General features: G+C 37.4%; 18 protein-coding genes, 1 other RNA gene and 1 pseudogene. 1 reads left to right on the top strand and 19 read right to left on the bottom strand.

What is annotated here, in order from left to right:
- Window position 1 precedes the first annotated feature (1 nt).
- From FRZ06_04220 to FRZ06_04210, 3 genes are read right to left on the bottom strand one after another with little or no spacing between them, the layout of a single operon-like run.
- Window positions 2-877, bottom strand: a complete 876-nt coding sequence (locus tag FRZ06_04220; protein QOX62606.1) for a transketolase — start codon at window positions 875-877, stop codon at window positions 2-4.
- Between the two features lie 14 nt (window positions 878-891).
- The gene (locus FRZ06_04215) at window positions 892-2,271 is read right to left on the bottom strand and encodes a hypothetical protein (protein ID QOX62605.1); all 1,380 of its coding nucleotides are present in this window, start codon (window positions 2,269-2,271) and stop codon (window positions 892-894) included.
- A 27-nt stretch (window positions 2,272-2,298) separates the two neighbouring features.
- Window positions 2,299-3,318: a zinc-binding dehydrogenase gene (locus tag FRZ06_04210; protein ID QOX62604.1), complete on the bottom strand. Its 1,020-nt coding sequence runs from the start codon at window positions 3,316-3,318 to the stop codon at window positions 2,299-2,301.
- Between the two features lie 158 nt (window positions 3,319-3,476).
- Here FRZ06_04210 and FRZ06_04205 point away from each other — a divergent pair, with 158 nt between their 5' ends.
- A complete protein-coding gene (locus FRZ06_04205) occupies window positions 3,477-4,505 on the top strand; it encodes an AraC family transcriptional regulator (protein QOX62603.1) in 1,029 nt (342 codons plus the stop codon).
- A gap of 162 nt (window positions 4,506-4,667) precedes the next feature.
- Here FRZ06_04205 and FRZ06_04200 read toward each other — a convergent pair.
- The 16 genes and pseudogenes from FRZ06_04200 to FRZ06_04125 all read right to left on the bottom strand — a co-directional run bounded on the left by FRZ06_04200 (window position 4,668) and on the right by FRZ06_04125 (window position 22,221).
- A pseudogene (locus FRZ06_04200) lies at window positions 4,668-5,863 on the bottom strand (IS256 family transposase).
- Between the two features lie 349 nt (window positions 5,864-6,212).
- A complete protein-coding gene (locus tag FRZ06_04195) occupies window positions 6,213-9,188 on the bottom strand; it encodes a hypothetical protein (GenBank protein ID QOX62602.1) in 2,976 nt (991 codons plus the stop codon).
- Between the two features lie 47 nt (window positions 9,189-9,235).
- Window positions 9,236-10,369 carry a DUF4062 domain-containing protein gene (locus FRZ06_04190; GenBank protein ID QOX62601.1) on the bottom strand — a complete coding sequence of 378 codons (1,134 nt, stop codon included), beginning with the start codon at window positions 10,367-10,369 and terminating at the stop codon, window positions 9,236-9,238.
- Between the two features lie 146 nt (window positions 10,370-10,515).
- Window positions 10,516-11,082 carry a recombinase family protein gene (locus FRZ06_04185; protein ID QOX62600.1) on the bottom strand — a complete coding sequence of 189 codons (567 nt, stop codon included), beginning with the start codon at window positions 11,080-11,082 and terminating at the stop codon, window positions 10,516-10,518.
- A 224-nt stretch (window positions 11,083-11,306) separates the two neighbouring features.
- Window positions 11,307-12,401, bottom strand: coding sequence for a hypothetical protein (locus tag FRZ06_04180; GenBank protein QOX62599.1), 1,095 nt, complete (start codon window positions 12,399-12,401; stop codon window positions 11,307-11,309).
- Between the two features lie 841 nt (window positions 12,402-13,242).
- Entirely contained in the window at window positions 13,243-13,734 is a 492-nt protein-coding gene (locus FRZ06_04175; GenBank protein QOX62598.1) for a hypothetical protein, read from the bottom strand.
- A 453-nt stretch (window positions 13,735-14,187) separates the two neighbouring features.
- Window positions 14,188-16,008, bottom strand: a complete 1,821-nt coding sequence (locus FRZ06_04170) for a hypothetical protein (protein ID QOX62597.1) — start codon at window positions 16,006-16,008, stop codon at window positions 14,188-14,190.
- A gap of 147 nt (window positions 16,009-16,155) precedes the next feature.
- Entirely contained in the window at window positions 16,156-16,539 is a 384-nt protein-coding gene (locus FRZ06_04165) for a hypothetical protein (GenBank protein ID QOX62596.1), read from the bottom strand.
- Window positions 16,540-16,781: 242 nt separating this feature from the next.
- Entirely contained in the window at window positions 16,782-17,012 is a 231-nt protein-coding gene (locus FRZ06_04160; protein ID QOX62595.1) for a hypothetical protein, read from the bottom strand.
- Between the two features lie 33 nt (window positions 17,013-17,045).
- Window positions 17,046-17,984 (bottom strand): tyrosine-type recombinase/integrase, encoded by a 939-nt coding sequence (locus FRZ06_04155; protein QOX62594.1) that lies wholly within the window; start codon window positions 17,982-17,984, stop codon window positions 17,046-17,048.
- Between the two features lie 188 nt (window positions 17,985-18,172).
- On the bottom strand, window positions 18,173-18,967 hold the full coding sequence (locus FRZ06_04150; GenBank protein ID QOX62593.1) for a hypothetical protein: 795 nt from the start codon (window positions 18,965-18,967) through the stop codon (window positions 18,173-18,175).
- 50 nt (window positions 18,968-19,017) lie between these two features.
- On the bottom strand, window positions 19,018-19,398 hold the full coding sequence (locus FRZ06_04145; protein QOX62592.1) for a polymer-forming cytoskeletal protein: 381 nt from the start codon (window positions 19,396-19,398) through the stop codon (window positions 19,018-19,020).
- 4 nt (window positions 19,399-19,402) lie between these two features.
- Complete coding sequence (locus tag FRZ06_04140) at window positions 19,403-19,720, bottom strand: hypothetical protein (protein ID QOX62591.1); 318 nt, start codon at window positions 19,718-19,720, stop codon at window positions 19,403-19,405.
- Window positions 19,721-20,148: 428 nt separating this feature from the next.
- An RNA gene (rnpB, locus tag FRZ06_04135) (RNase P RNA component class A) lies at window positions 20,149-20,567 on the bottom strand.
- A 101-nt stretch (window positions 20,568-20,668) separates the two neighbouring features.
- Window positions 20,669-21,484 (bottom strand): Nif3-like dinuclear metal center hexameric protein, encoded by an 816-nt coding sequence (locus FRZ06_04130; protein QOX62590.1) that lies wholly within the window; start codon window positions 21,482-21,484, stop codon window positions 20,669-20,671.
- Window positions 21,481-22,221 carry an SAM-dependent methyltransferase gene (locus FRZ06_04125; protein QOX62589.1) on the bottom strand — a complete coding sequence of 247 codons (741 nt, stop codon included), beginning with the start codon at window positions 22,219-22,221 and terminating at the stop codon, window positions 21,481-21,483. Before FRZ06_04125 ends, FRZ06_04130 begins: the two co-directional genes overlap by 4 nt.
- Window positions 22,222-22,575 lie beyond the last annotated feature (354 nt).

Below are 22,575 nucleotides of genomic sequence, written 5' to 3'. Positions count from 1 at the left end.
TCTATATCCTCCTTCCCTTGCTTTCAAGGCATGCAATGGCCTGATCCCTTTGCGCCATCGCGATGCCGCCGCCATGCCAGTTCACATTGTTCTCCATAAAGTCAACGCATTTTCCTTTGACTGTATTTGCAATGATGAATACCGGGCGCCGTTTCGCATGGCAATCACGGGGCGGCAGAGATTCATACGCCTTGCATACCTGCACCATGTCATTTCCGTCGATTTCGATCACATCCCATCCGAATGCCTCCAGTTTTTTATCCAGCGGATCGATGTCCATTCCTTCTTTTGTAGAAGTTGTCATCTGCAGGTGGTTGCGATCCACGATGCCCACCAGATTTCCCAGCCGAAACTGACCGGCAGCCATAAGCGCTTCCCAATTGGTTCCCTCATTCAACTCACCGTCTCCGACCATTACGATAGTCCTCCAGTTTTGACCGAGCCGCCTGGCCCCCAGAGCCATTCCCACTGCAATGGGCAGACCGTGCCCTAACGAACCCGCCGAGACTTCGATTGCAGGTACATATTTCCTGTTGCAGTGCATTCCAAATTTTGCGGTCTCCAGCGTTTCAAAATGCTCAACCATATAGTCCTGAGTGTACATGCCAAGATCTGCAAATATGGTATACAGCGTCTCGCTGCAATGTCCCTTGCTGAGAATAAATCGATCCCGTTCCTCCCACTTTGGATTCTTAGGATCATAATTCATATATTTATAATACAGTCCTACTGCCAGTTCGACCATGGAAAGCTCCCCTCCCAGGTGTCCCATTCCGATACGATAGATAAAATGAATCAAGTCCTTACGGATTTTCAGGCACTTTTCCTCCAGCTGCTCAACGCTGAGCATTTCTTTGGTTAACCTTTCTGCGTTCATGTTGTTCCTCCTTTTTATAAAGTGTGTTTCTCCGCAATACGATGCTCAACCTCCTGAAGCATATCAGAATAGGTTTTCTTATCGATATTATAAAAATATAACGCGACTGCACCAATAATTAGGATCACTCCTACAACCAGGTTCATGCTGTAGTTTATCGCTGTTAAAACACCATCGTTCTGAACATCGTTTGCAATATAACCATAGGCCGCAAGAACCCAGCCGATCACAGCAGTACAAATAGCCATTCCCAGCTTAAATGCAAAGTTAATGAAAGCAGAGACAAACCCAATGGCATGGGTATGATACTTGTATTGCGTCACTTCCGAACAATCGGGCACCATCCCGAACAGCGAAGCAAGACCTAGCCCTCCACCGATTCCCGTCAGAAAGGTCATAACGTGGTAGGCGGCAAGACCGCTTTCACTGTGAACCGGCAGGAAATTCATGATGATCATCAGAACTCCGCTGACGAGAAAAGCAACCAGTGGCAGCGTCCGCTTGTTTGATACACGAAGAACCAGGTAGGACAGCGAAAAAGTTCCGATTGCCCTTCCTAGGAACATCAGACTGGCATTCAGCATGAACAGATCCGCATTCCCTACATAATATTTGAAATAGTAAAGCCTTGTAGCCCCAATTGCCGCTTCATAAAAACCCCAGCAAATAAATGTGATGATCAGTACGAAAACAGGGCGGTTTCCTTTAAGAACGGCTAAATATTCCTTTGCACTAACTTTCGCAGGAATTGGCACATCCACAACCTCTTTTGTGGCGGCAAAACAAAAGAGATACATCGGCAGCGCAATCAGCGAGAAAATGATTGCCGCTACAAAAAATCCTTTTGCATCATCACCGTTTCCAGCCAGTTTCACGACCCTCAACACTCCCTGAGAGAGAATCAGTGTTGCAATGAAGGCTCCCGTCATCCTCCAGCTAGCAAGTCTGGAACGTTCTTCATCACTGCGGGTCAACGTTGCCGGCATTGCAGAATAGGGAATATTTACGCAGGTGTATGCCAATACCAGAATCATATAAATAATGATGGCATAAGCTGCACGGGTATTGACAGAATCTGATGGAAACACCCGAAAGCTCAGAATATTAAAGATCAGCATGGGGATACAGGCGTAGAGAATCCACGGCCTGTACCGGCCCCACTTGGATTTCGTTCTGTCGGATAGTGCACCGATAATCGGATCGTTGATCGCATCCCAGCCCTTGGAGACCAGCATTAAAGTACCGCATAAGGCTGCCGGAATCATTGCAACATCAGTCCAAAAATACATCAGATACCCAGAGACCAGTGCCCAGCTGAAGTTATTGGCAAAATCACCGGAAGCATAGCCAAGACGTCTGTACGCCGTCATATTTCCCTCATTATTTTGTTTCATACCATTTTCCTCTCCTCACTTAATAAATTAAACCTCACTGCAGTCGAGCAGAATTTTGGGATAAATGGATTGGTGAAAAACTTCAAAGCTTTCCACTGCATCTCTAAGGGGCATGATTTTTCCGATAATTTTATCTGTCTGCATCCGTTCGATCATATGAATGGAACGGTGCATGATATGTGTTGTTGTAAAGACGGTCTGTATCCTTCCTTCTTTCATATATAATTCATATAGATTGAGCGGCATTTCATACTCCGGCGGAAAGACAGCAAAGTAGACTGCCGTCCCGCATCTGGCAAGAATCTTCAAAGGAGTCTCCGCTGCTTTTGGTGAGCCAGACATTTCAAATACGGTATCAAAGCCGATGCCATCCGTAATCTCCATAGATCTTTGCATAACATCTTCCTTGAAGGGATCAATGGCATAGGATGCCCCCATTGCAAGTGCCAGCTTCCTTTTTTCCGGGACGGGATCGATGGCTGTAATCTTTGCGGCGCCGGAAAGCAGGATCTGATTTAACATGATAGAACCGATTCCTCCAATTCCCGCAATCGCCACGGTAGACCCATGCTTGATCGGTGACAGATCCATTGCTCTAAGGGTGCAGTTTGTCGGTTCCACAAGGGCATACTTCTTCAGGTCTGCTTCCTTCGGAATCTTGAAAATCGCACTGATATCCACAACTGCATATTCAGCAAAGGCGCCTGTTGTCTGTGCATTGATACAATATTGTGTCATCCCTTTCTTGCACCACTCACAGTTTCCACAGTTTGTTACAGGAAACAGAGCAACGTGATCGCCCAGCTGGTATCCCGCTTTCATCGCTTCTATGCTGATCTCCTCAATCACTCCCGAGGCCTCGTGTCCCAGTGCCATAGGAGGAACGGCGCCAAGGACGCCCATTGTCACCTGATGCACATCTGTGGCACACAGTGCGGCATACGCAATCTTGACTTTTACCTGATTTGCTTTTACTTCTGGAACTTCCACCTCCAAAAGATCAACTTTACCTTTTTCGACAAACCATAGCTGTTTCATCTTGGCCATTGTTCAGTAACCTTTCTCCGGCTATTGCCAGGACGGCTTTCCGTTCGCGATTTTGGAAAGCCAAGCTAGGTCACGCGCGCACGCAACAGTTTTATAAAATCATAATAGCACAAACAATTTGGGATGCCAGTTTTACGAAGGACCAGATAAAATAGAAAATGTCCGAATATGACCAGTTTGTTAATTATTTCATTGAAATGTCACCAAAGTGTGATAGGATAATAACTAGAAAAGCAGAAGTGAACTCACGGAAAGGAGTTTTTTATTTGTATAAAAAATACCAACCAAATCATTTGTATCAAAACAATATAACTATGGTATCCTGCCCTGACTTTAATTTTGCGGTACATTATGCAGAACAGATGAATCAAACAATTCCTGAATTTCTCCACCGTCATGATCTATATGAGATCTATTATGTTACAGATGGCTCAATGCAGTGCTGGTGTGCAGGAGAGTCCCTGCACCTTTACAAGGGAGATCTTTTGTTCCTGGGCAAAAACCTTGATCATCATATGATTTACAACCCCTCCAATCAGGGAGAATACTTTGTGCTTATTTTTGATGTCGAACCAAGAACTCAAGGCGGGTTAAAAACTACCTATGCTACTTCTGATACCAGTATGGAATATTGCGAACTGGAGGGAGTTCTAAAACGAATTGATAAAGAGAAATACGTTCTTTCTCCCAAAAAGCTTTTTGCAGACTCGTTGATTACTTCGTTATATGAAGAACAGACAAACAGGCAGATGGGGTGGAACTCTGTTACGGGAACGCTTTATTATCAATTTTTTGTAAAGGCCTTGCGATTATTAGCGCCGGAACCTTCCAGAATTCAAAACCTCTCAGGATACATGAATGTTGCATTAACAGCAACAAAATATATCCACGCAAATTACTCCGATGAGATCACACTTGAAGAAATAGCTTCCCTTCTCAATGTAACACCTCGCCATATTAATCGTCTTTTCCAAGACATGTTTGGGACACCCTTTGCCAGAACGGTTAATATTATCCGGATGCATTATTCCAAGCAATATCTGGTCAGTACCGATAAGTCCATTGAATTGATCGCAGATCAAGTGGGACTCCCCTCGTCAAAAGCACTCACAAAGCTTTTTAAGGATCAAGAAGGAATTACGCCTGTGGAATACAGGTTTCAGCATAGAAAAAATATACAAAAATAGGTGTGCAAGTTGTTAACAAATAACAAAAGCCCGGATTTCTCCGGGCCATTTGGCATGAGCAAGTCTATAAGCCGAGTTCTGTATTAGACAATCATCTATCTCGACGTGCGGTACCGTCAAGTTTTTTGCGCAAAATTGATTTTGCCGCCTAGTTGCCAGCTATTAGCCAGCCATGTTTTCTGATTCGGATTCTTCTGTGCTGCAGTTTTCAAGATGTTTCATATTCATATACCGCTTAATGCCCCATTGGGTTCCTGTAACATGGCGTAAGCGGGCACAGACTAGCATCAGGGCAGAGTTCCCGTCGGGAAAGGTGCCAACCACTCTGGTTCGGCGCCTGATCTCTCGGTTGATCCGCTCTACCAGATTTGTGGTGCGGATCTTCAGCCAGTGTTCGTAAGGGAATGCCATGTAGGTAAGTGTTTCTTCAATTCCTTTTCCAGCTTATCCGCAGCTTCTTTAAGCTTCATTTGCCTCAGTTCTTCGATAACAGCCTTAGCCTTTTCTCTAGCGGCTTTCTTGTTTTCCTGGCTATGAATCGCCTTAAGCATTTTGGCTACTGACTTCATCTTCGAGCGAGGAACAACGGAAAACATGTTGCGGTAGAAATGAACAACGCGCTGGTATTTTGCATCCGGATAGACTTCACCGATCGACTCCAACATTCCTAGGCATTTGTCACCAATCACCAGTTTAACCCCGGTAAGTCCTCGGCTTTTCAGCCATTTGAAAACTCTGTCCAGCTAGCCTTGTCTTCCTTCATACCTTCCATTGCACCAATTACTTCACGATATCCGTCCTCATTGACTCAATTGCAATCAGGATGGCCACATTCTCGTATTCGCCACCCCAGTTCCGTTTGAGATAGATCCCGTCAACATACACGTAAGCATATGAGCTATGAGTAAGCGCCGGTTTCTCCAGTTTTCTATATGTACATATGCTTTTTTGTTGAGTTCGCTGATGGTCGAAGGAGATACTTTGGTACCCCATAGCGCTTCCGTTATATCTTCAACTCTTCGAACGGATACCCCGGCCAGGTACATCTCGATCAGTGCTTCTTCCACTGAACTTTCTCGGCGGCGATACCTTTCGATAATTGCAGTTTCAAAGGCAACTCCTTTTAGCTTTGGCATCTTCAGGGTTACTTCTCCTGAGGTGGTTGCCAGATTACGGTCATAATGTCCGGCACGGTAACCCTCACGCTCAGCAGTACGCTCATATTTACTGGCATTGATCAGTTCTTCAGCTTCTTTCTCTAAAAGCCCATTTAGAGTTTCTTCTACGCTGGATCTGACGAGTTCCTTTAATTCGTCTTTGATTATTCCCTCGTTTAGTTGTATAATTTTTTCAGACATGTCCCTCAGCCTCCTTTGGCAATTGGTTTGTGGTGAATTAATTTTACCAAACGGCTTTGGGCATGTCTATTTTTTTACCCTTTATTCAATTTGCGCAACTTATTGTACCTTATCCAGCACGCTCCAGCGACCTACCTACCGGGCAGCGACGGGCAGCCGCTCTTCAGGCATTGTACCCTTGCGGGTAATTACCTCCCTGCTTGGTCTTGCTCCGGGTGGGGTTTACACGGCCAGCATGTTACCCTTGTCTTCTGTACAGAACAAATCTCTTTGTTGTTTGTGTGCAAGTCCTTGGACGAGACACTATGATTATAATACTAGAATTTCTTTTGAAATTCAATTGATTTTCTTATGTTGAATACTTTGCTGGTAATTTTTTTATTTTTCTCTTCTCTGCATCATATTCTCTCTTTTCAATTTTTTCTTTTAAGTACTTTCTTTTATCTTTAATTTTTACTGAATCAAGCAATTTTTGTTTTATTTCAGTGTCTTCATCTGAATAATATTTGTCTTGGTATTCCTTTAACTTTACAATGTCAATTGTACCAACAATAATCCCATCATTGTCTCCGCCCTTTAATTGTACAATATTTTTATAATCACTATTATACGGTGCAGTAATCCTTGAATCACCAAATATTGAAGTGTTGGCCTGAACTATAAAGCAATGATTGTCTCTTGATAACGACTCAACAATATTTGAAAAATATGAAGTGTCTTTATTAAATTGAGGAATGAAGAGTATATCTGCATTGTTTTTATAAATGCTTCTAGCTTCAATATCTGTAAACTCAAAACATAAGAATAATCCGAACTTTATGTCATCAATTTCAAAGAAATCATAAACTGGAATTTTATTATCACCATTGCATGTAAATCCAAGTTCAGCCAATTCATACTTTTCTATTGGAGCATAATGGTTTTTCTCACGTATTATTGGAATTACATTTACATATTTTGAAACTTTAAATGGCAAAATAGTCGCAACATAATTAAAAGCTCTTTGCGTATCATCTGTAAGGTATTGCAAGCCAGTTATTACAACGATTTCAGTTTTTCTCGTAAATTCCATAACTTCATTTAACCAAAGCGCAGGTAAATAGAACTCTGGCAGGAGTAAGAAATCTACTTCATTTTCTACTGCTTGTTTCAATATATTAAATAATAACTCTTTTTTTTCACGAATTAATCCTATAGAACTATCTAAAAGTGTTACTGCACAATCTAGTTCCGTAATTTTTATATTAGCAACTGCTATCTTTATTTTTAATCTATCCTTATTTTTTAAGTCAAGTTTAATTATATGCTTTTGGTACCTATTCCCATCTTCATTATGTATGTTTAATGTAAATGGCTCTCCATAATTCTCATTTATTTCATAAAACTCTCTAATTATTTCATCAATTTGTTCCTCTGAAAAAAAGCTCCTATCCGCCATATAATTATTTAAAAAATTATAATTAAAGAGTTCTTCTAGTTTTACAAAGCGAGGCATCCATTTAAGCTTAAAAGATGAAAAGTTTTGTGGGCTGCACATTTTCATCTTTGGATTTATTAGAGATATTTCTCCATCTAGATTACAAAGATTCATCAACGGATACTTTGCTAGATAGTGATTAAACATATTGGAATCGAGAAGCTTTCTACTTAATTTTCGCCATTCAATTTTATTTTCATTAATTAAACTTATATCCAATGCAAAAGCTGAGCACATAGATATTTTAAGATGCTGCTTTAATGAATCCTTTAATTTCTTCATCAAGGTTATTTTTCGTTTGTTATTGATACCCACAAAACCATTTAAAGGTTTTTTGAGAAGATTAATTGAATTTCTTAAATCCCTATATAATTGTACAATTTGCTTTTTATCATTATTAAGAACCAAAAAATAAAAAATATTAATCCAACTATTATAATATTCAATAGCTTGATTTCCCTTGAAGAAGTTCCTTATCTTTATATACTGTTTTGTTACTTCATCATTACCTTCTTCATTAATATTTTTCTGAGTACGTACAATATCGGATAAATATCTGTTAACCCTAAAGCTATTTATGGACATCTGCCCTATATCTCTAATTTTGTTTTCTGCAGACCAATTATCAACCATATATGCAGATTCATCGAAATCCTTAATGTTTAGCTCGCCGGGTAACATATTAACCATACTAGGGTTAATTCTTATTTTCTGCTCATAAATATCTAAAATAGTTCTTGATTCGGCTGAATCGATATATAATACTTTTATCTTGCTTTCTTGAATTTTCAAATTTTCATCTATTGTTAATGAATACGTAGAATCATTATTATTCAAATGTAATATGTCATTATCAACAAATAATTCTCTAAGTATTTTCTTTAAATTAAAATTATCTAGCTTATTGGTCTTATAAACTAATAATACATCATCAACATATCTGCCATAATAATCCAAGTTCAAATTATCGAATTTCTTATCAAAATCTTTTAAATATATGTTTGATAGTAGCATTGAAGAGAATAGACCAATAGGAAAGATTGATTCATTTTTTGATGTTTTTATGTCAGTTCTAAAGTCTTGAATTAGGCAGGTGTATTTAAGAAAAATTGATTTCACAATTTTCGTTAAAGGTTTCATTTCTTTAAACCTAACATCATCATTAAAATACTTACTTATCTTGCTAAAATTAAAATGAACGGAATAGTAATAATTTCTTAAATCTAATGAAATGAGTATTGAATCAATTTTCTCTTCATAGTTTTCTGCAAGCTTGTCAAAAGCGTAATTTCTCCATCTAGTGTACTCATTAAAATAAAATTTGAAGAATCTTCGTTTATTAAAATTAATCGATTCAAAGAAATCATTGTTATCATTATACGAAATCGACTCATCAATAATATTTCCATACAAGTTATCAAAAACACCAAGTGAATCTTTTGCTATTCTTCCGCAGTAAATAGTCCATAATGTATCAAGTATATGTAATTCGATTGGCATATCAATAAAGAAATTAACTTTTTCTAGGTCTTTATCCTTATCAAGAATATTTGTTATAATATCAGCTTTAACTTCATTTGTAGTAAAGCTTTTTGGATATACTAGAAAATCAATATTATTAATCAATTCAGTTAAGTAGTTTTCATATTTGTTAGCGTTTGGAGACTTTAATAATTTTGAAAGAATATCAAATGTCTTATTCACTTGAGGACGATTATTCTCAAAATCAGCGATTTTTTCTCTAATGTATAATGCATTTTTATTATAATAATAAAAGGATTTGAATTTCTTATATGCGCCTTCAATCATCTGTCTATTGTTTTCAATATTATTAAATAGTGTTGACATTTGAATCCCCTTTAAATTTCAATATCTAAGCTATGATACCTATTGAATTATAGTTTCACCTTAAGACCCAATTCTTCTTCAATGAGTGACAATTTTCCGTCATTCCAGATTTCAAAACTGAATAAACCATCATTTTCGACTTTTGCTTTCGCTAATGCAGAATTAAAATACTCGAAGCATTTAGCTTCCAGACTATCATTAATTTGCAATGAGGCAATAACATACTTATATGTCATTGTACCCCCAATATCTTTATGGGATTCTATCATAAGTCTTATATCAGCAAGCAATCCCTCAACGTTGCTAGATGATTGTCCATCAATTGAAATAATTAATACGTATTCAATGTCTGTCTTTTTAGTATCTTTATAGACAAAGTAATAACTAAATTCTCCATCTGGAGCATACATTTCAAATGATTCATCATGCTCACTCCAACTAATCGTATCATCATATGAGGGGTCTTGTTGCTCGGCTCTTATTAGGCCTAATACCCGTTCTACTCTTTTATCAAATTTCTCTCTCACTGTTTTTACAGTTTTTTCATTTGTAGCTTTTTTATTTGATTCAGCTAGTTTATTCTCCAAATTAATTATTTTTTCTTTGTCTTTTTTATTTTCAAGGATAAGTTTTAATATTTCATCCGCATATTTTTCATTTGACTTCACTTCTCTGCCGGATATCCAACCAGTTATATTTTCTTGGTGTTCATATTCAGACAGTTTATTCGAGATAGCTATTTTTATATCTTTTGTATCCTCAAAGAAACAACAAACTTTGCTTTTAACTTTTGATGCAAATTCCTTATACTTTTGTGGATTATCTAATTCTAATACACTTTTATCTATTTTTTTTACTTTTTCATCTAGTGCATAGTCTTTAATTACAATCGAAAAATAAGGCTTCTTTGTCTTAATTGCATACTCATATTCTAGTTGAATATAGCTTTTGTTTGTTGAGGGTTCAATACTTCCATATCGTCCACCTAAAATTAACAAGTAAACATCTGATTCATCTATCCATTTTTTGATAACATTTAACTGACTCTCATCACCAGCTGTAAAAAGCTCCATTCCTGCTGGTATATGCCCTTTTGCTAATATTTCTTCAACTGCTGCTTGCCTTTCTTCAATCATATCTGTATAGGTTGAAGAGATAAACACCTGTAGTTTTTTTTTCATAATATACCTCCAGAAAATAGGATAGCTTTCAATTTTATATTAATACAGTAATTTACATGATTCAACAATAATTTCCATTATCATTATATTGACTATGTTTATACGTTACTTATGAAATACTGTAGGTAGATAAAATTAAAATAGTATCATTTACCCTCCTTCATTTCATGCTCGTTTACTCGCCTGTAAAAAGTATTTCTTTTCATCCCTAATAGTTCCATAGCCCTTACTGCAGTGATGCTCCCTGCTTTCCAGTCAGTATATACCTTTTCAAACTTATCATTTTCAATCTTCTTCCGGCCTTTATATTTTCCCTGTTCCTTTGCTATGGCAATACCCTCAGCTTGTCTCTGCAATAAGTAGTCCCTTTCTAATTCAGAAACAGCAGCGAACACAGTAAGCATGAACTTTCCTGTTGGAGTTGTGGTATCTATGCTTTCTTTCTTACTGACAAACTCAACTCCTTTTTCCTTCAGCCTTTCAATGAGTTCCAATAGGTCTCTGGTATTCCTTGCAAAGCGGCTGATACTTTCAACGATGACGGTATCCCCTTTTCTTACGTATTCCATCATCTTTTTAAGCTCTGGCCTGTCGATATTTTTTCCGCTTAGTTTGTCAATGTAGACTTCATCTACACCTAACTCTTGCATCATTACCTCTTGCCTAGCCGTATTCTGTTCAATGGTCGAGACTCTTACGTATCCTATTCTCATGGTTGAAACACCTCTTTTCATTTGATGATTCAATCATAAAGCAATGTTTCAATAACGTCAATATTTATTTTGAAACATTTCATATTTATCATTGTGATTCTATTGAAACATGTTTCTGATAGTTCAAATGGGTAAACCCTAACGAAACATCGTTGCTTATAATATACAAATAAAAATAGAGCGAGAATATATCCCCCTCTATTAATAATTGAAATTATAAACTGCTAAGATTGCTCATTCTCTTCATCTAGTTCTTCTACTTGTTCTTCATCTCGTTCGTTAGAACTCGACTCACCTTCAATTAAAAAAATCTTTTCCTGTAATGTACGAATGGCTTCAAAGTTTTCCCTAAATTGTCTTACAACAAGCTGCTCATCATTCGTTTCGTTATCAACATTTTCAGCCAGAGAGTCAATATCAACAGACCCACCTTTTTCTATGAAGTTAACTAGTTGAGTTATTGCTTTCTTTAGATTTGTTGTTATTTCGCCATCATGCTCACCATTGGCAGAACTTAGTATATCTTCACAAATCTTATCAACTTTGGTTTTTTTCAACTTTTTAATATCATCATTCAATAGTTTTGCTACTGTGATAGAATTTTCCAGTTTGAGCTTTATCAACTCTTCCTTTTGAATTTTGATAGCATAAATTTTCTCCACTACTTCTAATATGGCTTTAATTGTTTTGCTTAAAAGTAGTATCGTTGGAACAGAAGCAGAAACAAGGAGGACTATTGAGCCGTTTTCTGTACTAACTATTTTGAAGGTTTCTGGTGGCTCGTTATTGACCATTGCAATTCCACGTGAGATTGTATACCAATTACTACTCCAATCTTTGAGGTCAACAATATTGTTGATTGCAACGCCACCTTTAAAGTGTATTTTTAAAATATTGTCGTTTGATTCATCTTGTGTAGTCTGAACCAAGAAAGTTAAGTCTTTGTTAATACTTATAAAATTGTTTGTCGCTTGTGCAAATAATGATATGATGCCATTTATTTTTGAAGCAGCTGTTGCCAAATCTAGATTATTTTTATATAAAATGTCTTCTATGTGATGAACTCCAGATTTACCAAGATATTTTAATATATTGTATTTTTCTAATACTTCAAGTTGGTTGTCATTCAATTTGATGGTATTAACTTCACCTAAGGCTGCATTAAGGTTTTCTTGCTCAATACTAAATGGTTGTTTTGTTGTATTGTTTGCATTCGAATATAAGATGTTGTATAGCTCTTGAAGGTATTTTAGTATATTACTACCTTCTATCTTGTCCATATACCATACTGACAAATTGAATAATTCTTGAATTTGCATAGTAACCTCCTTGAATAATAACAAATACATTAGAGTGTTTTTAGAAATTGTTAGAGCGGATATTACTGAGCTTCGAATTCTTTCATATCACCAGAAAAGAGCTTCTGCCCACTGTTTGTATTTCCATTATAAGGCAAATATCTGCCAAACACAATGATTCCTTACGTAATGCATTAAAGCACTCCATTAAACTACATCTAATGTAAAAATCCCTCTCTTATTTAAACACATGTTATGATACCGTTCAATGGATTGATATTGCAACAATATAAAAAAGGTGCCAATTCCTAAAAGTTATGACACTTTATTGCTTCGCCATATTTCTTCCTTTATAAAAATTATTGACAATATGATGCATAATAATTATACTATATATTGTTATAGAACATTTGTTCATACCCATATTATGTAGAAAGGAGGGTGGACGAATATATGCCAAACTCAAAAGAAACTTCCAAGAAAGCGGCTTCTGCTGCTTCCAAAGTTCTAAGAGATGGAAGAACAAGCTCAGCATCCAAAACAGCTGCTGGAAGTGCTCTGTCTCAAAGACCTTCAAAGAAAACTAAATAACATGCCAGCTGAGCAAGATGATTTTCACCTTGCTCTTTTAATATAAATTAAAGATATTATGCAATTTAGCCTGATACTTTATTAATATAAATCACTATCAGCATCGTATGAATTGAGTTTGAGAAGATACTCAGCACTAAAATGCAAGGGGGGTGGGGGATAGATTACTACTTCAACGATTCAAGCCCTTTCTTGACAGGCCGGGGTTAGTCCACAATTACCCCTCAGAGGAAAAATGCCCGTATGATGAGGTCATTACGACCGTATTTACTTAATTCAGTATTGTACGGAAATCAAACTGGCTCAGCACAGCTATGTGTTCCTCGTGATTCCATTCAATCTGTTTGACCTTAATCAGTTCACCGTCCTTATCCGTAATAAAGAGATATAAATGATTGATGCTGTACAGCGCATTGATAAGCTCATTCTGAGCAACCATGTTATCTCCACTGACAAGGGTATTCATTGTCGGATTTCCTTTCAAGCCCATGAAGCCAAAACTCATTGCTAAGTCTTTGCAGAGGTTACTCTTGTTCTCTTCAATCCAGAGCATTGTTTCAATGTCAATATGTCCACCTTTTAGCTCTGACTGAAAAGCTATTACCGTTTCATCATCTCCGATATAAAGCATTGAAAGAGCTATGGGCTCATCTGCATTATCATACTTCGTAACAACTGGAATCAAGCTGTTGAGAGGGTATTTATTCCATTCAGGAAATAAGGACTCCATTACCTCCTGATTGGTTTCAGGTGTTCTATTCATATTCGCTCCTCCTTTTAACTTCTGAACACGATGTTCAGACGTTAGCATCTTGAATTGACCGACAACTCATTTTACTTTAATACTCTTCCTTCCAAACCCCATCCAATGGCGTTTTGCTTCGCAAAAGCCTGCGTTTTCGCTTCGCTCAATCGCTGTAAGGGAATGGTATTTTGAGTTACTATTTAAACCTAAAGTTGGTGGTGGTGTGTGCAGCACACCAAACAGACCACCACCAACAGCTACAACAAGCTTGTGTTATAGGTACACTTTATTATCATCAACTTCTGAACACGATGTTCAGACGTTAGTTTGAAAAGCAATTTACCAATATCTGGTTGAGATGGTCAGTCTGAAATCGTACACTGTAGTTATTTAGTTATTAATAACGTGTGTGTACGTTTTACATAATCATTATTCTACCACTGCAAAGCCGGGGGTGTGGGGGCGAAGCCCTCACTGTTCATTCAGCGTAAAAGAGTTTCCTGTTCGTATGATTCCATGTGAGGCCATCTCCAGTATTACATCAATATCATTAGCGTATCTTGACCAGATTGACTTCTGACAACCAACCAATTCTCGATGCTTTGTAGTTGATACCTTCTCAATTCCATCTATACAAAGAGCTTGGACAAGTGTCGAAACAAACTTATCTTTGTATGTCTCTTCCTTCTCAAAAGGTTCCCATTCTTTCACAGTACAACCTTTTAAAACGCTTGACATGTACGCAATGATATCCTTGTCTGTATTGAATAGATATATATTAGCATCACCTTTGAAACTTATATCTCTAATTGCAATTCGAAAAATGTCCTGTAATAAATCAAGTTCCTTATCGTTCTTCATAACACTTGTTACGAACGCATCCGGAAATTCTCTGACATTACCTTCCGATGTCCTTGGCATTTCGAAATTATCAACCTTTTCCTTATCAATATACAGAGCCTTCTGTAAGTAATAGTTGTCAGGTTTATGAAAAGTGCCAAGAAACACTACATTGCTACATTCCCGGTACGAGTTTTTTCCTTTTAAGTTATTGAAATGGTCAATTTCAATATTTTCAATACCGTTTAATATGTTCCTGATATTTTTTTCATATTCATTATGGCATACGATTAAAGTCTTTCCCATCAATGCAATTTCCTGAATTGAACCTTTCAGTAGTCTTATCACTTCGAGGTTTGAGTTTCTAAGTCTATTGATTGATAGATTCATGCGATTACACCAGTGTATTGTTACGTTCTGGTATTCTCTGATATCAGGTATTTCTAATTTAATGAACTTCTCTGGATAGCCTAAATCATCCGTTGCAGTGCCATCAAAAACAATGGTTTTAAATCCATTGAAATTGTAATCTGTGACGAGTGGAATATTAAGCAATACTTGGTTTGTCTTTAAATTATGTGTTCGGTATCCACCATTAATGAAAAATGATTCAATCAGTTTTAAAAGCGAAGGATTACTACCGTCATACTTGCTCCAAACTGTATGTGCATGGTTTAAGACCTCTTCTGCATTAATCCCCGTTAATGATACCAGACCGTTTTGTTTTATCTTGAAAAGTTCATGTAATTCAAGTCTTAACTCAGATAGCTTGGTGAGCATATTTGTTTCACCTGTTATGCTTTCAATGAAATTAAAAAAGTGGTCTAAATTATCTCTGTTCAACGTCTTGATTTCCATAAATTTCGGTTTTTCATCAACGAATATGTACGTTCGTTTACACTTACCATCATAAGGATTATTCCATTCGGAGTATTCTTCTAAGCATCTTTCAGGGTTCGATGACAGAAACAATCTCTGATGACTGATAGCAAGAATAGGATACCCCACTTGTTCCTTATGATTATTCTTTACTCTGCAATTTCGCCTTTCGCAATTGGAACAGTTTGCAGGGTCATAGACTGAATATCCTTCAAGGCAATCATTCTTTGAATATCCCTTCATTGAAAAAACACTGTCTAAACCAAGATACTCATCCTCCCAATATCCCAATTCCTTCCTAAGAGTATCCATGTCCTCCAGCCGTTCTTTTATTACAACAGCGCCAAAGCGCTTATCTTTATTGCTTAAAAAATCGAGCAATACTTTGATAAGTGTGGATTTACCAATTCCCATCATTGCAGGAATTACCGTAATCTGGTCAATTTCCGTCAGTAGTACGGCTTCTATCATTTGCCTTATAACATTCCGATGGTTTTCATCAATATCCTTTAAGCCCTTTTCAGATGCGTGTTTTTCAAATTCCTCTAAAATTTTTTTTACAGTTATGTCCATAATTTTTGCTTTCTTTCTTTAATTATAATTGGCAGCTTACAATATTATATTGGCTTCCTTGCTTTATGTAAAGCCATAGCAACGCTAATACCCTGTCTACAACAACAAAGAGGATACTTATTTAGTACCCTCTCCATTTTCATATATCTACTGGATAACCTCCATATCATCCGGGCCGTCGTTCTGAGCAATCTCATTGCCGTACTCGTCGTATATGTACAGATACACATATCCTGAATCACTGATTAATTCCTCTGCTCGTGCTGATTCTGTCATAGAATCAAGCATACTCTCAGCAATGTGCTGCTTGTCCTGAAGAGGAGCATCATACCACGCATCATTAGCGACTGTTACTGTAAAGATATTTGGCTCATCATCATCAATATCAATGCTCAGAACGACATCATTTGTGTAAATGTTAAGGCTATTCTCCAAGGCTTGCGCTCTATCAAGTGTCTCTTGGTCTACACCTCCGCACGCTGTTAAAAGTACTGTTAAAGCAACAACGGCTATAATAAAGATTTTCTTCATTCGTTCATTCCTCCGTATAAATTCTCAATGCAAGTAATAAAACGTACCTGATTATTTAAACTCTGCCAAGACTTACCTTCCCAACCCGAAAAAGTCGCCCAAATCGTCTATTAAGGGGCTTATCAGTAGTGTAATTAATGGCCTTTAAAGCTTTCCACGCCTTGCCAATTCGTTGATGAGACATCCTCCTGCACCGATTATCATGGTAGACCAGAACAGGAATTTGATAATTATCACTATAGTCATGCTTTTGCTCCTTCATCACTGCAACAATGTTTGTTCACCGTTCTAAGCCATCCCTCAACGAATACTTCAAGCTCCGTTTCCGGCTCGTCTTTATCTTCATCAATGATATTGCACATGACGGCCTTGCACTTCGTTGCCGTGATAGTTCCGGTAGTCATCAAATCAAATACCTCTTCAAATAAGCTGTTTAAGCCCTGTTTTTCTATATCAAGTATGTAACTATTCATTAATCTTTCTCCTTCGCATTTATAAAAGCTATATTATTTCGCTATGTTAAGCCGTTTGTTGTACTTGGTCATTTGTTCATGCGGATTCAGACTATCATAATCAAGCTGTAAATCATCAATGATAAGATTCAGATAGTCTTTGGTTGTACTGATATCTGCATGGCATAAAAGTCGCTGTAATCGGGCTAAATCGCCTCCATTCAGCAAGTATTTCTTGGCATAAGTGTGCCTGTAGAGATGTACCGATGTTTTATCTACTCCTCTTTTATGACTGTAATGAACGATTGCCTGTTCGATTCCGGTTTTGCCAAGCTGTTCCCCGGTTATTTTGCAAAACACATAATCATCCGGCTTACCCTTTCTGTATTTCAGATATTCGCTAAGAACTTCAATTATACTGTTGCTAAGAGGCAATAAGGTTTGCTTTCTGTTCTTCGTGTGGCTCAGTTTAACAACCTTATTTTCGAAATCCAAATCTTTCGCCTTTAAATACTGCAAGTTTTTCAATCTTTGCCCGGTTGCAATCAGGTAGTTAATCATCACCCATGTTCTATATTCAACAAAGCTGCTCTTTTTCAGGTTAGGCTTCTTCAATAGAATTTTTAACTCCGTATCTGTATAAATTTCTTTCAATTCTCTATCTGCTTTTGGAATCGTCACCTTGAAATCCTCTATGTAGTCTTTCTGCATGAAGAAATACAATACCGCCCTGATTGCCTTCATATACGAGGATACAGTGTAATCCTTGATGTTCTGTTCCTGAAGATGAAGTACGTATTGATTGATTAAATCCTCATCAATAATTGTTATAGGCGAATCCAAGTCACAGAACAACCCGAAAACATTGATGTTATTCTCATAGTATTTGAGTGTGTACGGGCTGTAGTTCTTTACCTTGCATCTTCTTATGAACTCCTCATAAGCCTGTCGGATTGTGACATCTTTCTCCATTTTCAACTTGATTTTTTGCATTAAAAAAACCTCCTTTTACAAAACAAGTCTACCCAATTTTCAACAAAAAGGACTTGTTCTGCTCAAGAAGGCTCGATGCTTGAAAACGCTGATATTTCAACATTTTAAAAGCAAAAAAATGTGAGCAAGCCTATAAGCCGAGTACTGTAGTATGGCGTCAAAATTATGATCCAGTTTGATTTTTTCTATCACCCCTCTTGTAACAGAATCATTGCAGCAATCACTTCCATAACATTGTTTACTTTTAGATACCAGGATTCATCGCTTGCGTATCGCTTGTTCACTGCTTGTAATGTCGTCCCGTTATAATATTTTCCATCAGCTACAAGATAGTTTTCACTTAGGTATTTAGCAACAATGAGAATACACTCCTCTTTGCTTGAAAACCACTCTGCTTTACCCGTATCGGAATCATATGCTTTATATCCAAATATATTGTTTCGTTCTCTCGCAAATTTACTGTTTCCCCATTTAGATTCATTCACAGACACTCCAATTAGGAATAATGCGCTTACGCCGGTTTCTTTTTCCGCTTTTATATAAGCATCCCCCAGTCCTTCAAGTGGAGTTTCATCAAGAACACTATTAATAATGTCAGCTGTCAATCCCGATGGTTGTTTTAAATTGAAACCCAAATATCCACTTCTGGATGCACCTTGGGTTATTGTCTTTTCAAGATATGCAGCTTTAGTTTTTTCGTAGTCCCTCAGTAACTGTTCTTCCCTTTTCTTATTATTTAACATAGTAGAAAGGTTCTGATTCATAACATCTAACTTTGCTTGCAATTCGTCAGTTTCAATTGATTCTACGGTGCTAATCATATCATGATTAACTACATCACACTTTGCTTTTGGATAGGAAGTAGTCTTAAAGATAATAACTAACATCATACAGATAATTAAAAAAGCAATCATTCCTAAATATATTTTCATGAATTTACTGATATGAAACAATCCCGTCGAATTTGTTCTGCATCTATTCAATTCTTGACAAACACCTCCTGCCTATTCTGATTGACAGTATTTTCTCGTTATCATTTATCAATATCATTAATATCATCACTAATCTCAAGATTACCTTTAAAATGCCCCCCATCAGCAATCTTAAATCGATTCGTACAAATGTTCCCTGTGACGACTCCTGTTGGGCTAATTAATACCTCTTTAGCCGAGACAATATTGCCGATCAGTTTCCCCGAAATGCTAATACTTTTTACACATTTTACATCTCCAACGACTTCGCCGTGAATGATGATGTTTCCGCCCGATTCAACAACAAGAAGATTATTTGTACTGTTACCTTCTAAAATTTGTACTCTCCCGAGAATTTCAATATCACCTTTTGCTATTATTCTTCCATCAATGAGGCTTTCTGGGCTAATTATCATAATTGAGCTATATTTGGAACTCTTCATTAATTTATTCTCCTTCTTTTAATGTCTTAATTAATTGTTCTGCTTCTGCAACAGAATTCTTCAAAGATTGTAACTGCTCCTGATTAGATTGATTTATTTTTTTTTCCTCTTCTAACTGCTTTTCAGTAATCTCTAATTTTACTTTATAATTGTTAATTGTTGCTGAGTAGGTACTAAATTTTACATAATATACCGTGCCAAATGTCATTGATGTTAATAATACAATTGTGATGATTGCCAATACTAGCTTCGCTTGAAACGAATTTATGTACACATAGGTTCCATTATCCATCACGATTCGAAATCCAGACAGTATCTTCATTAATTTCCTCCATTCTGCCCTAAGCGGTGACTATAACGTATGCCTTTGCTAATTGATACTAAAAAGAGACAAAAAAAAAGAGTCAAATCTTGGCTCAACGCTAGTCATATTCGTTAGCACTGCTCCTTCCTGTTTAATAGTAAATATCATTAAACTCTATTCCCATATTTCGTCATTTATTTTATTAACTTTAGCTAATTTTGCCATATTTATTAAATTGCTCATTTTTTATATCATTAAAAATAGTCTATTCCTATAGAATTAGCCCCTTTTTATGGTGATATTTTTTACCATTTTTATCGAGTTTTTCCAATAAAAAAACCTCCTTTTGCAGAACAAGTCTCTTGATTTTTGATCCAAAAAACTTGTACTATCAAAGGAAGTTTTAAACCGATAAACATTGATTTTACAATGGTTCGGTCTTTTTTGGCATGAGCAAGTCTATAAGCCGAGTTCTGTATTAGACAATCATCTATCTACGCTCACTGTTACCAGTGCGCTCTAGCGACCTACCATCCGGGAAGCGACGGGCAGCCGCCTTTCAGGCTCTTGCTCCGAAGAACAATTGCCTCCCTACTTGGTCTTGCTCCGGGTGGGGTTTACACGGCCAGTATGTTACCATGCTGCCGGTGAGCTCTTACCTCACCATTTCAACCTTGCCTCAGCTAGTACCCTCTAACCCCTAAAAACATTTAAGAGTTACAGGATACTAGCTGGTGGGCGGTATGTTTCTGTTGCACTTTCCTTAAAGTCACCTTCACCAGACGTTATCTGGCACCCTTGCCCTATGGAGCTCGGACTTTCCTCGTGGATATCTAAGCATCCCCGCGATTGTCTGGCTTACTCACATCATTATTATAACACAAAAATTTGATTTGGTAAACATGTTATCTCGATTCAAAATTGCAGAGCTGCAGCTTTTGCTTCATTGCAGCACTGCTAGAATCACTACACCATACTTGCGAATGGATTTGAATTAATTTCTGATTCTATTATTTTAATTTTTGATCCAACATTTTTTCGAAGCAGGTTGGCAAAGTTTTCTGCAAAAATCCGCTCGGTCCCGTAATGTCCTGCGTCAATCAGGCAGATACCTGTTTCTTTCGCAATCTGCGCTTCATGATGCCTTACATCCCCGGTAATAAACAAGTCACAACCATTTTTAATGGCAGCAGTCATGGTATCGGCACCTGATCCGGTACAAAGCCCCACAGTTTTTATGATCTTACGAGGATCTCCCACAGCCTTCAGCTCACCATGTATTCCCAAAACGTCTTCCAAGAGCTTGCAGGTTTCTTCCATTGTGATAGGCTCTACAAAATTTCCCATCTTGCCGATGACAAATTCCTTAGCAAACCCTTTTACCGCAGGTCGCAGATTTTTAATTTTTCTGACTCTCGTCAGTCCAATGATTTCAGCAAGATACTCATTATTTCCACCGAATGCATCATCGAAGGTGGTGTGGGCCGAATATACGGAAATACCGCTCTTGATCAGCTCGATAATATAATTTCCCGTAATATTATTATTGTCCACCACATCGATCTTATGAAAAATAAGGGGATGATGTGTAATAATAAAATCAATCCGCTTTTCAATGGCTTCAGCGATTACTCCCTTTGTGACTTCCAGAGCAACCAGAACGCGGTTGACATCCTTGATACCCATGTTGATCTGCATTCCGCAGTTGTCCCATTCTTCTTCCAGCTCCCTGGGTGCAATGATCTCGATCTCTGCAATCAGTTCGCTCATTTTCATACTCATGCTAAACTCCTCTTTCGTAATTCCTCCAATAATTTGATCCGGTGTTCCGTCTCTTCTAGCTTTTTATACTTGTCTTTTCCTACTCCGTTTTTCACGGCCTCAAGTATCTTCTTTTCTATTCTAATCTTATTTTCAATAAATTCAACCAGTAATGGGTCTTGTTTCTCAAAAAGTACAGGACTGACCTCCAGATCCATCTCCGTATTTCCCAGGGAATTCTCCGTATTTCCCGGGGAAACTGCTATTATTTCACAAAGGTATTTCCCCTCTCTGACCAGTGACTCATCATAAATATGAAAGCCGTTTAAAAGGAGCCATGCCCTCAGCTTGTCCTGCCCATTCCTGGGCTGGAGAATCATCCGCTGAAAAGTTCGCGTCTTGTCCAAATCTTCTCCAAGAATCTCACAAATCAACTGACCACCCATACCGGCGATCACAACAGCAGCTACTTCACCGGGCTGAATTGCAGAAAGCCCACTTCCTAGCCTGACATCAAATTCCGTTTTAGGGAAATATTTATCGATATTGACCCGGGCTTTTTCCAATGGTCCTGCATTGATATCGCTCAAGATAACATGAGGGCTCACGCCGGATTCCCATAATGCCATCGGTAGAAATCCGTGATCCGTTCCAATATCGGCAACGGTTTCCCCCTGCTGAATCAGATCTGCTATTTTCTGTAATCGGTCGGATAGTTTTATCATCTTCTGCTCCTTATGAAAGATAAAAGGTTTCATCGCTTATTATACCAGATCGCAGGGCTTTTTTCTATTGAAATAGAACATTCATATGGATTGAGAGACAGTCTTTACCTATGATCGATAAACCGAGTTGTCAATCTATACCGAGTATTGGAACTCAAAGTTTCCATATGTAATATTTTGTTACATTTAATCTATTTTTAGGTAATTTATGCGGATAATCAATCTTTTGAAGAGAAGTTGCTGAAATTTGTATGACTGATTTCGTTGAATCATGCGATTTGGGAGTGATATGATAAATTCGATCTTTTGTATACTAGTTTTGCAAAAGTTATTTATCAAACATTTTTATCTATAAATTACAAATATAGTTTGTCGTTATCTTGCTTT

This window comes from Clostridiales bacterium (genome assembly GCA_015243575.1).
In the GTDB taxonomy this organism is placed as follows: Bacteria; Bacillota; Clostridia; order Peptostreptococcales; family Anaerovoracaceae; genus Anoxybacterium; species Anoxybacterium hadale.
Note: the sequence above shows the minus strand (reverse complement) of the source record. Positions and strands in the feature narration are given on the sequence as shown.